This window comes from Kitasatospora sp. NPDC056181 (assembly GCF_042266225.1).
Classification (GTDB): domain Bacteria; phylum Actinomycetota; class Actinomycetes; order Streptomycetales; family Streptomycetaceae; genus Kitasatospora.
The window spans coordinates 79,045-92,548 of the sequence record NZ_JBHJUK010000009.1; the positions used below are offsets into that span (position 1 = coordinate 79,045).

General features: G+C 73.9%; 14 protein-coding genes. 4 read left to right on the top strand and 10 right to left on the bottom strand.

What is annotated here, in order from left to right; translation table 11 throughout:
• Nucleotides 1-213: 213 nt before the first annotated feature.
• Nucleotides 214-693, top strand: coding sequence for a bacterioferritin (gene bfr / locus ACFC1F_RS06460; protein ID WP_148645493.1), 480 nt, complete (start codon nt 214-216; stop codon nt 691-693).
• 40 nt (nt 694-733) lie between these two features.
• On the opposite strand, the gene ACFC1F_RS06465 is transcribed toward bfr, so the two are convergent.
• Both ACFC1F_RS06465 and ACFC1F_RS06470 read right to left on the bottom strand, forming a co-directional pair.
• Nucleotides 734-1,009 (bottom strand): bacterioferritin-associated ferredoxin, encoded by a 276-nt coding sequence (locus tag ACFC1F_RS06465; protein ID WP_376156082.1) that lies wholly within the window; start codon nt 1,007-1,009, stop codon nt 734-736.
• Between the two features lie 221 nt (nt 1,010-1,230).
• The gene (locus ACFC1F_RS06470; protein WP_376156084.1) at nt 1,231-2,568 is read right to left on the bottom strand and encodes a class II 3-deoxy-7-phosphoheptulonate synthase; all 1,338 of its coding nucleotides are present in this window, start codon (nt 2,566-2,568) and stop codon (nt 1,231-1,233) included.
• 303 nt (nt 2,569-2,871) lie between these two features.
• Here ACFC1F_RS06470 and ACFC1F_RS06475 point away from each other — a divergent pair, with 303 nt between their 5' ends.
• The gene (locus ACFC1F_RS06475; RefSeq protein ID WP_376156086.1) at nt 2,872-4,806 is read left to right on the top strand and encodes an anthranilate synthase family protein; all 1,935 of its coding nucleotides are present in this window, start codon (nt 2,872-2,874) and stop codon (nt 4,804-4,806) included.
• 44 nt (nt 4,807-4,850) lie between these two features.
• On the opposite strand, the gene ACFC1F_RS06480 is transcribed toward ACFC1F_RS06475, so the two are convergent.
• From ACFC1F_RS06480 to ACFC1F_RS06490, 3 genes are read right to left on the bottom strand one after another with little or no spacing between them, the layout of a single operon-like run.
• Entirely contained in the window at nt 4,851-5,543 is a 693-nt protein-coding gene (locus ACFC1F_RS06480; RefSeq protein WP_376156124.1) for a response regulator, read from the bottom strand.
• Between the two features lie 11 nt (nt 5,544-5,554).
• Nucleotides 5,555-6,748 (bottom strand): MacS family sensor histidine kinase, encoded by a 1,194-nt coding sequence (macS, locus tag ACFC1F_RS06485; protein WP_376156087.1) that lies wholly within the window; start codon nt 6,746-6,748, stop codon nt 5,555-5,557.
• A gap of 29 nt (nt 6,749-6,777) precedes the next feature.
• Nucleotides 6,778-7,602 carry a 1-acyl-sn-glycerol-3-phosphate acyltransferase gene (locus ACFC1F_RS06490; RefSeq protein WP_209412101.1) on the bottom strand — a complete coding sequence of 275 codons (825 nt, stop codon included), beginning with the start codon at nt 7,600-7,602 and terminating at the stop codon, nt 6,778-6,780.
• Between the two features lie 236 nt (nt 7,603-7,838).
• Here ACFC1F_RS06490 and ACFC1F_RS06495 point away from each other — a divergent pair, with 236 nt between their 5' ends.
• Together ACFC1F_RS06495 and ACFC1F_RS06500 are read left to right on the top strand one after the other, a co-directional pair.
• Nucleotides 7,839-8,633, top strand: a complete 795-nt coding sequence (locus tag ACFC1F_RS06495; RefSeq protein WP_376156089.1) for an alpha/beta hydrolase — start codon at nt 7,839-7,841, stop codon at nt 8,631-8,633.
• A gap of 10 nt (nt 8,634-8,643) precedes the next feature.
• Nucleotides 8,644-9,369: a hypothetical protein gene (locus ACFC1F_RS06500; RefSeq protein WP_376156090.1), complete on the top strand. Its 726-nt coding sequence runs from the start codon at nt 8,644-8,646 to the stop codon at nt 9,367-9,369.
• Nucleotides 9,370-9,376: 7 nt separating this feature from the next.
• Here ACFC1F_RS06500 and ACFC1F_RS06505 read toward each other — a convergent pair whose 3' ends face one another.
• The 5 genes from ACFC1F_RS06505 to ACFC1F_RS06525 form a co-directional block, all read right to left on the bottom strand.
• Complete coding sequence (locus ACFC1F_RS06505) at nt 9,377-10,135, bottom strand: endonuclease/exonuclease/phosphatase family protein (RefSeq protein ID WP_376156092.1); 759 nt, start codon at nt 10,133-10,135, stop codon at nt 9,377-9,379.
• 142 nt (nt 10,136-10,277) lie between these two features.
• Complete coding sequence (locus tag ACFC1F_RS06510) at nt 10,278-11,222, bottom strand: ROK family glucokinase (RefSeq protein WP_376156094.1); 945 nt, start codon at nt 11,220-11,222, stop codon at nt 10,278-10,280.
• A 192-nt stretch (nt 11,223-11,414) separates the two neighbouring features.
• A complete protein-coding gene (locus tag ACFC1F_RS06515) occupies nt 11,415-11,774 on the bottom strand; it encodes a DUF5304 family protein (protein WP_148645486.1) in 360 nt (119 codons plus the stop codon).
• Nucleotides 11,775-11,865: 91 nt separating this feature from the next.
• Nucleotides 11,866-13,038 (bottom strand): ArsA family ATPase, encoded by a 1,173-nt coding sequence (locus tag ACFC1F_RS06520; RefSeq protein WP_209411923.1) that lies wholly within the window; start codon nt 13,036-13,038, stop codon nt 11,866-11,868.
• A 26-nt stretch (nt 13,039-13,064) separates the two neighbouring features.
• Nucleotides 13,065-13,499, bottom strand: coding sequence for an SRPBCC family protein (locus ACFC1F_RS06525; RefSeq protein ID WP_209411922.1), 435 nt, complete (start codon nt 13,497-13,499; stop codon nt 13,065-13,067).
• Nucleotides 13,500-13,504: the final 5 nt, after the last annotated feature.

Sequence of the window (13,504 nt, forward strand, 5' to 3'; positions counted from 1 at the left end):
CCATGGTGACAGACGGCGGACAGCGCCCGGCGCGCGCCCCTTTCCGGTGCCGTGCGCCCGCCCGTACGGGCCAATAGCCGTCCAAATCGGATATTCGGGCACATGTCGTAGTGAGTGTGAACTTACTGGAATTTCTTCCCATCGCGGTGCCAGGATGCGTTCCAGCCACGGGCACGGCCGGGGTTCCCCGACGCACAGCAGGAAGGCAGCGCCATGAAGGGCGACGCAGAGGTCATCGAATTCCTCAACGAGCAGCTCACCGCCGAGCTGACCGCCATCAACCAGTACTTCCTGCACGCCAAGATGCAGGAGAACTTCGGCTGGACCAAGCTCGCCAAGTACACCCGGCACGAGTCCTTCGACGAGATGAAGCACGCCGAGGTGCTCACCGACCGGATCCTCTTCCTGGACGGGCTGCCCAACTACCAGCGGCTCTTCCACGTCCGGATCGGCCAGACCGTCAAGGAGATGTTCGAGGCCGACCGCCAGGTCGAGGTCGAGGCGATCGACCGGCTCAAGCGCGGGATCGTGGTGATGCGCGCCAAGAACGACGTCACCTCGGCCAACATCTTCGAGGCCATCCTGGAGGACGAGGAGCACCACATCGACTACCTCGACACCCAGCTGGAACTGCTGGAGAAGCTCGGGGAGGCGCTCTACCTCGCCCAGCTGATCGAGCAGCCGGAGTCCTGAGCCAGTCCCGCGCTCCGGACCCCGCCGGACGCCCGGGCGCTCAGGCCGCGCGCAGCGGGGCGACCGGGGCCAGCGGCACCGCTTCCGACGGTGCGGCCTCCGACGGCGCGGCCTCCGGGTCGGCGAGCCCCAGCTTCGCGGCCAGCCGGGCGGTCGGGCAGGGCCGCGCGCCGTGCTCGCCCAGCAGGGCCTGGATGCGCCGGACGCAGGAGCCGCAGTCGGTACCGGCCTTGCACCCCTTGGCGATCTGGCGCGGGGAGTTGGCACCCGCGTCGATCTCGTTCTTCACCTGGGCCTCGGTGACCGCATGACACATGCACACGTACATCGCGGTCTCTCCCGGGGGGGTGCAGCGGAGTGGATCTTGACTAAGGCTTGCCTTAGCTCACTAAGCCTCACCTTACCCGGCAAACCTGGCGTGAAAAAGCCCCTCCGGGCTCGGGAATCCCGAATCCGGAGGGGCCTTCGTCACATCAGGGCCGACCAGCGCCGATCAGGCCCGACCGGGCCGGGCCGGGGCCGCGGCGGCCCGGCGGCTCACTGGCCGCCGCGGTACATCTCGGCCACCAGGAACGCGAGGTCCAGCGACTGGCTGCGGTTGAGCCGCGGGTCGCAGGCCGTCTCGTAGCGCTGGTGCAGGTCGTCGACCAGCACCTCGTCGCCGCCGCCGACGCACTCGGTGACGTCGTCGCCGGTCAGCTCCACGTGGATGCCGCCCGGGTGGGTGCCGAGCGCGCGGTGCACCTCGAAGAAGCCCTTGACCTCGTCGAGCACGTCGTCGAAGCGGCGGGTCTTGTGGCCGCTGGAGGCCTCGAAGGTGTTGCCGTGCATCGGGTCGCAGATCCAGACCGGCTGCGCACCGGAGGCGGTGACCTTCTCCACCAGGGTGGGCAGGTGCTCGCGGATCTTGCCCGCGCCCATCCGGGTGATGAAGGTGAGCCGGCCGGGCTCGCGCTCCGGGTCCAGCTTCTCGATCAGGGTGAGCGCCTCGTCGACCGAGGTGGTCGGGCCGAGCTTCACGCCGATCGGGTTGCGGATCCGGGAGGCGAACTCGATGTGCGCGTGGTCCAGCTGCCGGGTGCGCTCACCGACCCACACCATGTGGCCGGAGACGTCGTACAGCTCGCCGGTGCGCGAGTCCACGCGGGTCAGCGCGGTCTCGTAGTCGAGGATCAGCGCCTCGTGCGAGGAGAAGAACTCGACCGTCTTGAACTCCTCCGGCGCGACACCGCAGGCGTTCATGAACGCCAGCGCGTTGTCGATCTCGCGGGCGAGCTGCTCGTAGCGCTGGCCGGCCGGCGAGTTGCGCACGAAGTCCTGGTTCCAGGCGTGCACCTGGCGCAGGTCCGCGTAACCACCGGTGGTGAAGGCGCGCACCAGGTTGAGCGTCGCGGCGGACGCGTTGTACATCCGCTTCAGGCGCTCCGGGTCCGGGATGCGGGACTCGGGGGTGAACTCGAAGCCGTTCACCGAGTCGCCCCGGTAGACCGGAAGGGTGACGCCGTCGCGGGTCTCGGTCGACTTGGAACGCGGCTTGGAGTACTGGCCGGCGATGCGGCCGACCTTCACCACGGGCACGGAGGCGGCGTACGTCAGCACGGCCGCCATCTGGAGCAGGGTCTTCAGCTTGTTGCGGATGTGCTCGGCCGACACGCCGTCGAAGGCCTCGGCGCAGTCGCCGCCCTGCAGCAGGAACGCCTCACCACGCGCCACGGCAGCGAGCCGGGCGCGCAGCTGGTCGCACTCGCCGGCGAAGACGAGCGGCGGATAGGAGGCGAGCTCCGCAAGGGTCTTGCGCAGAGCCTCTTGGTCCGGCCATTCAGGCTGCTGCGCCGCGGGCAGGGACTGCCAGGGGTGGGGATTCGTCACGGTCACACGGCCAAGGCTACGGGGTGCGACAACCGATTTGTGACCGATGCCCGATGGGTGAGACACATGCCGGACAATCGCGTGACCGGCCTCACCCGGTCCGCCGCATCCGCTAGTCTCGACGCGTGAACACGCCGCACACCTTCTCCTGGTGGTGGGCCGACCCCTCGGGTGGCCCACAGATCGCGCGTTCCTGAGCGAACACGACGGCCGCCCCTCGGGGCGGCCGTCGGCGTATGAGCAGACGGCCCTCCCGGGAGCGGAACCACAGCACCGCACCCCGCCTCCACCCGGAAGGAAGCCGCCACCGTGACCACCGCCACCGACCTGCTCGCCCGACTGACCGGCCCGGACGCCCCCGCCTTCGCCCTGCTGCACCGCCGCACCCCGCGCCTCGCCCCCGACACCGTCGAGGTCCTGCTGGGCACCGTCGGCGCGTACGAGCGGCTGGCCGACCTGCCGGTCCGCGAGGGTGTGCCGGCCGACGGCCCGGTGCACGACCTGCTCGCACTGGTCCCCTACCGCCAGATCCGCGAGCGCGGCTTCGAGGCGCACGACGACGCCACCCCGCTGCAGGCCCTCTCCGTCACCTCGCAGTACGCCCTCCCGCTGTCCGAACTGATGCCCGTACTGCCGCAGTTGCCGGTCTCACTCGCCGGCGGTGCGTTCGACATCGACGACCAGGAGTACGCCGGCATCGTCCGCCGGGTGATCGAGGACGAGATCGGGCGCGGCGAGGGCGCCAACTTCGTGATCCGGCGGGACTTCACCGCCACGCTCGACCGGTTCTCGCCGGAGCTCGCGCTCTCGCTCTTCCGCCGGCTGCTGGAGCAGGAGCGCGGCGCCTACTGGACCTTCCTGGTGCACACCGGCGACCGCGTCCTGGTCGGCGCCTCCCCCGAGGTCCACGTCCGGCAGAGCGGCGGGACCGTGGTGATGAACCCGATCTCCGGCACCTACCGCTATCCGGCCGCCGGAGCCGACCTCGACTCGCTGATCGACTTCCTGCACGACCCCAAGGAGCTGGAGGAGCTCACCATGGTGGTCGACGAGGAGCTCAAGATGATGTGCACCGTCGGCGACCTCGGCGGCCAGGTCCTCGGCCCGCGCCTCAAGGAGATGTCCCACCTCGCGCACACCGAGTACGAGCTGCGCGGGCGCACCTCGCTGGACGTCCGCGAGGTGCTGAAGGAGACGATGTTCGCCGCCACCGTCACCGGCAGCCCGGTGCAGAACGCCACCCGGGTGATCAGCCGGTACGAGCGCGGCGGGCGCGGCTACTACGCCGGTGCGCTCGCCCTGATCGGCCGCTCCGCCAGCGGCGGCCAGCAGCTGGACTCCCCGATCTGCATCCGCGCCGCCGACATCGACCCGGCCACCGGCCGGCTGGTGGTCCGGGTCGGCGCGACCCTGGTCCGCCACTCCGACCCGGAGTCGGAGGTGGCCGAGACGCACGCCAAGGCCGCCGGGGTGCTCACCGCGATCGGCGCCCGGCCGGCGCCCGCCCGGCACCAGCAGCGGTCCGGCCCGCGGCTCGCCGACGACCACCGCGTCCAGGCGGCGCTGGACGCCCGGCGTGCCAACCTGGCCCCGTTCTGGCTGCGGATGCAGGAGCCGGCCCGGGTCACCGAGGCCGGGCCGACCCTGGTCGTGGACGGCGAGGACACCTTCACCTCGATGCTCGCCCACCTGCTGACCTCGCTCGGCCACCGGGTCACGGTCGCCCGCTTCGACGAGCCCGGCCTGCGGGAGCGCGTCGCCGCCCACCGCGGCCCGCTGGTGCTCGGCCCCGGCCCGGGCGACCCGGCCGCGGCGGACGACCCCAAGATGGCCGTGCTCCGCCCGGTCGTCGCCGACGCGCTGGCCGCCGTCCGCTCCGGTGCCCGCACCGCGCCGCTGCTCGCCGTCTGCCTCAGCCACCAGCTGCTCTCGGACGCCCTCGGGCTGCCGCTGGCCCGCAAGGCCGTGCCGTTCCAGGGCGCCCAGGAGAGCGTCGACCTGTTCGGGACGAAGCGCACCGTCGGCTTCTACAACACGTTCACCGCGCGCTGCTCGGACGAGGACGCCGCCCGGCTGGCCGCCGGGGGCGTCGAGGTCTCCCGCGACCCGCTGACCGGCGACGTCCACGCACTGCGCGGCCCGGGCTTCGCCGGACTGCAGTTCCACCCGGAGTCGGTCCTCACCCGGGACGGGGTGGACATCGTCGCCGGGCTGCTCCGGGAGGCGGCGGCGGTACGCGGCTGAGGCCCCCCGGCCGGTGCGCCGCCGCCCGGGCGGCGGCGCACCGCTCAGATCTCGTCGTCCAGCCCCTGCTCGATCGCGTACCGGACCAGCTCGACCCGGTTGTGCAGCTGGAGCTTGCCCAGGGTGTTCTGGACGTGGTTCTGCACCGTGCGGTGGGAGAGCACCAGCCGGTCGGCGATCTGCCGGTAGGACAGGCCCTTGGCGACCAGCCGCAGCACCTCGGTCTCCCGTGCGGTCAGCTGCGGGACGGCGGGAGCGGTCGGCGCGGCGGGCTCGGCGGCCAGCCGGCGGAACTCGCCGAGCACCAGGCCGGCCAGGCCGGGGGTGAAGACGGCGTCGCCGACGGCGGTGCGGCGCACCGCGTCCAGCAGCTCGTCCCGGCCGGCCGACTTCACCAGGTACCCGGTCGCGCCGGACTTCACCGCCTCCAGCACGTCCGCGTGCTCGCCGCTCGCCGAGAGCACCAGGACGCGCACCGACGGGTCCTGGGCCACCACCTGACGGCAGGCCTCGGCGCCGGAGAGCCCGGGCAGGTTGAGGTCCAGCACGACCACCTGCGGGGCGCAGGCGCGGGCCCGGCGGACGGCCTCCTCGCCGTCGCCCGCGGTCGCCACCACGTCCAGCCCGGCCTCGGCGAGGTCGCGGGAGACGGCGTCGCGCCACATCGGGTGGTCGTCGACGACCATGACGCGCACCGGCTGCTCGGCCTGCGCGCCGGTCGTCGGCTGGTCGGTCATCGGCTGGTCGGTCATCGGGGGCCTTCCTCGGGACGCGGGACGCGGAGTTCCACCTCGACGCCCTCCCCGGGCACCGAGTACAGCTCGGCCGTGCCGCCGAGGTCCAGCAGCCGGCCGCGGATGGACTGGGAGACGCCGAGCCGGCCGGCCTGCTCCGCCTCGCCGAGCCGCCCGGGGACGAAGCCCGGGCCGTCGTCGCGGATGCTCACCGTCACGGCCTCCGGCTCGTCCTCGACCAGGATCCAGGCGCGGGCCCCGGCGCCGGCGTGCTTGCGGACGTTGTCCACGGCGGCCCCGACCGCCGCGGCCAGCTCACCGGCGGCCGGGGCGGGCAGCAGAACCGGCGTGCCGGGGGCGGAGAGCGTGATCCGCTCGTCCGTGTACGGGCCGAGCAGGGTTCGCAGGTCCTGCGGCTCCAGGGCCGCGCGCTGGGCCGGCAGCGGGCCGCCGCTCATCAGCGCCCGCAGCGCGCGCTCCTGCTCGCCGGCCAGCCGGCCGAGCTCGGCGAAGTCGCCGCCCCGGCCCTCGCCCTGCTCGCCGCCCCGGCGCTGGACCAGCGCCAGCACCTGGAGCACGCCGTCGTGGATGTCCCGGGAGAGCCGCTCGCGCTCGCGGGTGGCCGCCTCCACCTGGAGGGCCCGGGTGAGGGTCGCCTCACTGGCCCGGGCGAGCTCGATCACGTAGCCGATCGCGCAGCCGGTCACCATCAGCAGCACGATGTTGTGGATGTTGTCGCCGGTCGGACCGCCGTGGCCGAGGATGTTGGCCACCCCGATCACCGAACCGGCCGCCGCCGCCCAGCGCCAGCCGCCCTTGCCCGCGAAGCCGAGCACGGTGCCGGCCGCCCAGATGGTGGGCAGGGTGGGCGCGCCGTGGCTGATCCTGGCCGGGGAGTCGGTGAGGCCGCTCATCACGATGCCGGTGACGACGAGCGTGAGGTCGGTGCCGAGCACGTACCAGGTGCAGCGCTGCGGCCCGGCGAAGGCGCGGGTGCTGGCCAGCGTCCAGAGCGTCAGCGCACCGAGGTAGATCCAGCCCGCGACGGGGTGCAGGAACTCCAGGTAGGAGTTGAGGAAGCGCAGCAGGGCGTAGCCGAGCGCCAGGACCCGGAAGAAGGAGATGGCGCGCCAGAGCGGCAGTTCGACGGACATGCCGCCGGCCGCGACCGCCCCGCCCACCGCGCCGGTCCTACTGCCGTCCGTCATCGTCCCTGCCCCTCCCCCGGCGGCGGGCCTCAGGCCGGCCCGTTGTCCTTCTGTTCCTGCTCCGCGGCCTTCTGCTCCTGCTCCAGGGCCTTCTGGGCCTTCTCCGCCTCGGCCTTCTCGGCCTTGGCGGCGGCCTGTTCGGCCTTCTGGACCGCCTTGCGCTCGGCGTCCGCGCGCTTCTTGTCGTCGGCGATCTGCCGCTTGGCGGCGGTCGCGTAGATGTCGACGTACTCCTGGCCGGAGAGCCGCATGATCTCGTACATCACCTCGTCCGTCACCGAACGGAGGATGAAGCGGTCGTTCTCCATGCCGTGGTAGCGGGAGAAGTCCAGCGGCCGGCCGATCCGGATGCCCGGGCGGATGCCGAAGTTGGGGATCACCTGGCCGGGCGGCTGCACCTTCTCGGTGTCGATCATCGCGACCGGGATCACCGGCGCACCGGTGGCCAGCGCGACGCGGGCCAGGCCGCCGACCTTGCCGCGGTACAGCTTGCCGTCGGGCGAGCGGGTGCCCTCCGGGTAGACGCCGAAGAGCTCGCCGCGGTCCAGCACCGCGATCGCGGAGCGGATCGCCGCCTCACCGGCGCCGCGCACGCCCGAGCGGTCCACCGGCAGCTGGCCGACGCCCTTGAAGAAGGCGGCCGTCAGCTTGCCCTTCACGCCGGGCGTGTTGAAGTACTCGGCCTTGGCGATGAAGGTCACCCGGCGCTTGATCAGCGCGGGGAAGAAGAAGGAGTCCGAGAAGGAGAGGTGGTTGCTCGCGATGATCGCGGCACCCTCGGCGGGGATGTTCTCCTCACCCTCGATCCACGGCCGGAAGAAGATCCGAAGCAGTGGCGCGACGATCATCTTCATCAGTCGGTAGAACAACCCGGGCCTCCTGTTATGCGGACCGGTCGATCCTAATGCCCCGCGGCGGCCGCCCGCGCCCCGCCCCGCCCCGGCGGGGCGTCCGGTGGGGCTGTACGACGTGGGCGGGCCCGTGGGACGATCGGGTTCCCGCAGCCTGCCGTTCCTGCGCCGCCCCCGGCCGACCCCGTCGGGCCCCGCGTCCTCGTCCTCCAGCGTCCCCGCCCGCGAAGGAGCCCGTCATGCCGCCGCTGCCCGGTGCCGAACCCTACCGCCACCGGGGCGGTCCGGTGGGCGTCCTGCTCTGCCACGGCTTCACCGGCTCGCCGCAGTCGCTGCGGCCGTGGGCCGAGGACCTCGCGGCGGCCGGATTCACCGTCTCGCTGCCGTTGCTGCCGGGGCACGGAACCCGTTGGCAGGACATGCAGGTGACGCGCTGGGAGGACTGGTACGCCGAGGTGGAGCGCGAGCTGCTCGCGCTGTCCGCCGAGTGTGAGCAGGTCTTCGTCCTCGCCCTGTCGATGGGCTCCTCGCTGGCGCTGCGGCTGGCCGCGCTGCACGGGCCGGCCGTCTCCGGGCTGGTGCTGGTCAACCCGTCGGTGCGCTCCGACAACCCCGCGAGCGTGCTGCTGCCGGTGCTGCGTCACCTGGTGCCGAGCCTGCCGGGGATCGCCGACGACATCGCCCGGCCGGGCTCGGTGGAGCTCGGCTACGACCGGACCCCGCTGCACGCCGCCTGGTCGCTGACCAGGCTCTGGAAGGACGTCCAGGGCCGGCTGCCGCAGGTGACCCAGCCGGTGCTGCTCTTCCGCAGCCCGCAGGACCACGTCGTCTCCGCGGCCAACTCGGAGCTGGTGCTGGCGCGGATATCCTCGACCGACGTGACGGAGCGGCTGTGCCAGCGCAGCTACCACGTCGCGACGCTGGACCACGACGCGCCGGAAATATTCGCGGCCAGCCAGGACTTCATCCGACGGCTGGCTCCCGCGCACACGGCGGGCGTCACCCGGGTCGAATCCGACGATCACCAAGGCTGAAGGGCCGGAAGTGCACGAGAGCAGCACGGCGGGCGGCGAGGACGAGGCGCCCCGCGAGGACGCGGAGAACACGAAGGCCGCCGAGGCCGGGACCGAGGGTCCCGAGGCCGACGACGCCGCGGGGAGCGGGGGCGACGGCGCGGGCTCCGGCCCCGGCGCGGACGTCCGCAAGGAGGCCGCCGCCGAGCCGCCCCGGGTGCGGCGCGCGCCCGAGCGCAGCCAGGCCGAACAGGACGAGATCTTCGCCGCGCTGGTCGCCCAGTTCGACGACCCCGTCGACCTCAACAACCCGGACTGGCCGGAGATCGAGGACCTCCGGGCGCGCGGCGGGCTGAAGGGCGGCTTCAAGGACGCCGCCGAACGCCGCGACGGCCCGGACGACCTCTCGGACCTCGCGCCACAGCCGCGACCGCGCTCCGGCAGGCCGGTGATGCCGGCCGCCTCCCCCGGCCCGCGCGACTTCGAGCTGGCCGAGGAGGCCGACGAGGGCCACTTCGTCCCGCCGGAGCCGCCGCCGCTGCCCGCCGCCGACGTCACCGCCAAGTTCGCCTGGCTGGCCGTCCTCGGCGGCCCGGCGCTGCTGCTGTTCGACGCGGTGGTCTGGCGCGAGGTCTCCGGCTGGCCGGCCTGGGTCGGGGTGTCGGCCTTCCTCGGCGGCTTCGTGACCCTGGTGGTCCGGATGAAGGACCGTGACGAGGACGAGCCCGAGGACCCGCACGGCGGCGCGGTCGTCTGACCCCTCGTCAACCGGTCGGGAGCTCCAGGACGGCGAGCACCGGCAGGTGGTCGGTGGCGGCCCGCAGGTCGGCCTCGGTGACGCCGGGCAGCCCGTGCGGGACGCCGCAGGCGAGGACGCGCACGCCGGGGGTGGCGAAGACGGCGTCGATCCGCTGGTAGGGGTTCTCCGGGACGGACGTGAACTCGCCGCCCCAGGGCGCGGCCACGTACCCGTCCTGGAGCCGGCCCGCCAGCAGCCGCCAGCCCGGGCCGTCCGGGTGCTCGTTGAAGTCCCCCGCGACCACGCCGGGTCCGGCGACCCGCAGCTGGTCGAGCAGCAGCTCGAACTGCCCGTACCGCTCCGCCGGATCGAGGCTCAGGTGGCAGGCGGTGACGGAGAACGGCACCGAGCCGGCCACCCTGACGACGGCACTGGCGAAGCCGCGGGCGTGCAGGCCGCGGGTCTTGGGCAGCAGCCGGTCGTGGACGGCGAGCACCTCCACCCCGGGCCGGCCGAGCAGCAGCGGGCCGGCGGCGGTCCGGCCGCCGCCGGCCAGGACGACGGTGCCGGTCCGCCGGGCGAGCCAGGCGGCCTGGCCCTCCGGGCGCCAGTACCGCGGCGACTCCTGGACGCAGACCACGTCCGGCGCGCAGGCCCGGATCACCCGGACAAGGGCGTGCCGGTCGTCGCGCAGCGAGCGGACGTTGTAGCCGAGCAGCCGCAGCCGCCCCGGCCCGGGCGGCGGCAGCTCGGCCGGTCCGGCGTTCGCCGGTCCACTGGTCATGGCGGTCCTCCCCTGCGTCCGGTGGTGCTCCGCTGACGACCGTACGGCAGCGGGGCCGCCGCGCGGCGGGGGAACACGACGGCGGCGCGGCCGGGGCCCGCAGGCCCTGGCCGCGCCGCCGCCGGCGTGCGCGTGGTGGGGATCAGATGGTGCGGGCCAGGTCGGCCGCGCCGGAGATGCCGGCCGCCGAGCCCATCGAGGCGAGCACCACCTCGGCGCGCGGGCGGTGCACCCCGCCGGTGAGGTAGTGCTCGAAGGCCTCGGCGACCGGGTCGAGCAGCAGCCGGCCGGAGTCGGAGACGCCGCCGCCGAGCACGAAGACGCCCGGGTCGAAGAGCGCGGCGAGGTCGGCCATGCCCCGGCCGAGCCAGTCGGCCAGCTCGGCGTAGCACTCCAGGGCGAGCGGGTCGCCCTCCTCGGCGGCCTGGGTGATGTGGATGCCGCGGATGGTCTCGGCGACGCCGTCGTTGAGCTCCAGCATCCGCTTGCCGTGGATCGGGTCGGCGGCGGCCTTCTCCCGGCCGTAGCGGCGCAGCGCCCGGCCCGAGCCGTACTGCTCCCAGCAGCCCTTGCCGCCGCAGCCGCAGGCGAGGCCGTCGGGGACCATGTTGAGGTGGCCGATCTCGCCGGCCACGCCGAACCGGCCGCGGTGCAGCCGGCCGTCCAGGACGATCCCGCCGCCGATGCCGGTGCCGACGGTGATCAGCACCATGTCCTCGTACTCGGCGGCCGCGCCGAAGCGGAACTCGGCCCAGGCCGCGCAGTTGGCGTCGTTCTCGACCACGGTGTCCAGGCCGGTGAGCTCCTCGATCCGGGTGCGCAGCGGCTCGTCCTCCCAGTCGATGTTGGGGGCGAAGATCACCGTGGAGCGGTTGCGGTCGACGAACCCGGGAGCACCGACGCCGGCCGCGACCACGTCGGGGTACTGCTCCTTGAGCTCGCGGACGGCCTGCGCGATGGCGTCGACCGCCCACTGCGGGTCGGCCGGGGTGGGCACCCTGGTCCGGGCCAGGATCTCGCCCGCCTCGTTGACCACGCCTGCCGCGATCTTGGTCCCGCCGACGTCGACGCCGATGGTCAGAGCCATGTGTCCCTCAGCTATTCACTCGTTCCCGCTGGACGGAACCGTACCGCCCAACCCGGCCCCCGTACACACCGTCGCATACATTAACCGAAGACAATTTGCGGCCGAGCTCGCCGATCCCCTTCAAAAGTCGTACATTCCTACCCGCTCCGTCGCAGCATGAAGTCGGACCGTCACTCTCTCGGGATCAGGGCTTCACTGCTTGTCGGACGGTCCGTCAGGCGTGTCGAGGTCGATCCGCTCGCTGCGGGCGCTCTCACCGGCGGTCCAGCGGCGCTCGTGACCGGCCACGGCGGCCCGGTAGGCGGCCAGCAGCTCGCCGCCGGCCGCGGCCAGCCCGCTGCCCGCGTTGGCCAGGTGCCCGTACACGTCGGGCTGGTTCTCGCGCAGGCGGTCGGCGAGGCCGGCCAGCGAGATCAGGGTTTCGGCGCCGGCCTCCTGGGCCTTCCGGCCGGCGGCGGTGGCGAACCGGCGCACCTCGTCCACCAGGGGGCCCAGCTCCGGGCCGAAGGGGTGCTCGGCGGCCTGCTCGGTGCGGTCGTCGGCAGTGCTCATCGCGGGCGTCTCCTCGGCTCCGGCCGCCCCTGCGGCCACTGGACCCGACGCTACCCGACCCGGGACGCGGTCCCGGAGGCGTCCGGGCGGCTCAGCCGCGCGGCCAGAGCGCCGGGTCCGGCGCGAAACGGACGGCGAGCACCCCGTCGTGCAGGGCGGCGCCCGCGACGGTGCAGCGGCGCAGCGCCGACGGCAGGGTGAGCACCCGCCGGTGGGCACCGAGGCCGACCACCAGCTCGTCCCCGCGGCGCACCAGGTCCAGGTCGGCCCGGTCGGCACCGGGCAGGGCGAGGTGCCAGACCAGGAGGCCGTCCTCGGCCAGCCGGTCCTCGACCGGCCACGGCCCGGCGGCGAGCGGTGCCGGGCCCGGCCCGGTGCCGTAGAGGCGGTCGGCGACGGCCTCCAGGGTGACCTCGGCGAGGCCGGTGACCAGCACCGGCACGTCGCCGGCGGCGGCCAGGGCGGCCAGCTCCTCCTGCCGGCGGCGGGCCAGCCCGGCCAGCCACGGGTCGGGCGAGTCGGCGGCCGCGTCCGGCAGCGCCCCGTGCACCACCACGGCGTCCGGCCGGTGCCCGTGCAGGGCCAGCCCGGCGCGGATCCGGCCCAGTTCGTCGAAGGGGTGGCCGTCGGCGGCGGTGACCAGGCGGACGCTGGTGCCGGGCGCGGTGATCGCGGCGCGGGCCTCGGCGAGCGCGGCGGCCGCCTTGGCCCGGCCCTCGTAGAGCCAGTCGGCGGGCATCGGGACGCCGGCCAGGCCGGCCAGCAGCGGGCGCAGCGCCCGGGCGGCCTGGCGCTGCCCGGGCACGAGCCGGGCCAGGTAGCGCTCCAGCTGCTCGGGCAGGGCGAGCGTGCCGATCAGCTCGGCGGGCGCAGGGGCCAGCACCACCAGGACGTCGGCCTCGGCGGCGGGCAGGGCGCGCAGCAGGGCGAGCCGGGCGGTGCCGGGGAGGGCGGTGAGCTCCTCGGGGTCGAGCGGCTCGGCGCCGAGCAGGTCGAGGGCGGGCGCCAGCCTGCCGCCGATCTCGCCGAGCGCGCGCCGGAAGGCGGCCTGCTCGTCGATCCGGGCCACGGTCAGCCCCGGCTCGTAGACGGCCGGTCCGGGTTCCAGCCGGGTGCCGAGGACGGCGTCGAGGGCGCGGTGGGGGTCGTCGGCGGCCAGCAGCAGGGTGCGGCGGCCCTGCCGGGCGGCGTGCAGCGCGGTGGCGGCGGCCACCACGGGCGCCGCGGCGTCGCCGCTGACCAGGATGGTGCGTGTGGCCGTCATGCCGTCCTGCCCCCGCTTTCCGGGCGTCAGCCCTCGACGCGCTTCTTCAGGCCGGCCAGCGCCCGGTCGATGATGACCTTCTCGGCCTTGCGCTTGATCATGCCGAGCATCGGGATCTTGACGTCGACGGCGAGCTGGTAGGTGACCTCGGTCCGGCCGCCGCCGAGCGGGGCGAGCGCGTAGGAGCCGTCCAGCGAGCGGAGCATCTGACTGCGCACCAGCGTCCAGCTGACCTCGCGGTCGTCGTCCCAGGTGTAGGCGAGGACGTGCTCGTCGCGGATGGCGCCGGCGTCGAGCAGCAGGCGCACCTGGGAGGCGCGGCCGTCCCCGGCGGTCTCCAGCACCTCGATCTCCTTGACCTCACCGGTCCAGGCCGGGTAGGCGGCGAAGTCGGCGATCACGGCCATGACCGTCTCCGGGGTCGCGTCGATGGTGATGCTCGACCTGGTGTGCTCCGCCATGGAAA

Bases quoted from the DNA above. Each gene is read 5' to 3' on its own strand.
- ACFC1F_RS06510 (WP_376156094.1), bottom strand. From the start codon at position 11,222: ATGGCTCTGACCATCGGCGTCGACGTCGGCGGGACCAAGATCGCGGCA.
- ACFC1F_RS06490 (WP_209412101.1), bottom strand. From the start codon at position 7,602: ATGAAGATGATCGTCGCGCCACTGCTTCGGATCTTCTTCCGGCCGTGG.
- ACFC1F_RS06495 (WP_376156089.1), top strand. From the start codon at position 7,839: ATGCCGCCGCTGCCCGGTGCCGAACCCTACCGCCACCGGGGCGGTCCG.
- ACFC1F_RS06515 (WP_148645486.1), bottom strand. From the start codon at position 11,774: ATGAGCACTGCCGACGACCGCACCGAGCAGGCCGCCGAGCACCCCTTC.
- ACFC1F_RS06465 (WP_376156082.1), bottom strand. From the start codon at position 1,009: ATGTGTCATGCGGTCACCGAGGCCCAGGTGAAGAACGAGATCGACGCG.
- bfr (WP_148645493.1), top strand. From the start codon at position 214: ATGAAGGGCGACGCAGAGGTCATCGAATTCCTCAACGAGCAGCTCACC.
- ACFC1F_RS06525 (WP_209411922.1), bottom strand. From the start codon at position 13,499: ATGGCGGAGCACACCAGGTCGAGCATCACCATCGACGCGACCCCGGAG.
- macS (WP_376156087.1), bottom strand. From the start codon at position 6,748: ATGACGGACGGCAGTAGGACCGGCGCGGTGGGCGGGGCGGTCGCGGCC.
- ACFC1F_RS06480 (WP_376156124.1), bottom strand. From the start codon at position 5,543: ATGACCGACCAGCCGACGACCGGCGCGCAGGCCGAGCAGCCGGTGCGC.
- ACFC1F_RS06520 (WP_209411923.1), bottom strand. From the start codon at position 13,038: ATGACGGCCACACGCACCATCCTGGTCAGCGGCGACGCCGCGGCGCCC.
- ACFC1F_RS06505 (WP_376156092.1), bottom strand. From the start codon at position 10,135: ATGACCAGTGGACCGGCGAACGCCGGACCGGCCGAGCTGCCGCCGCCC.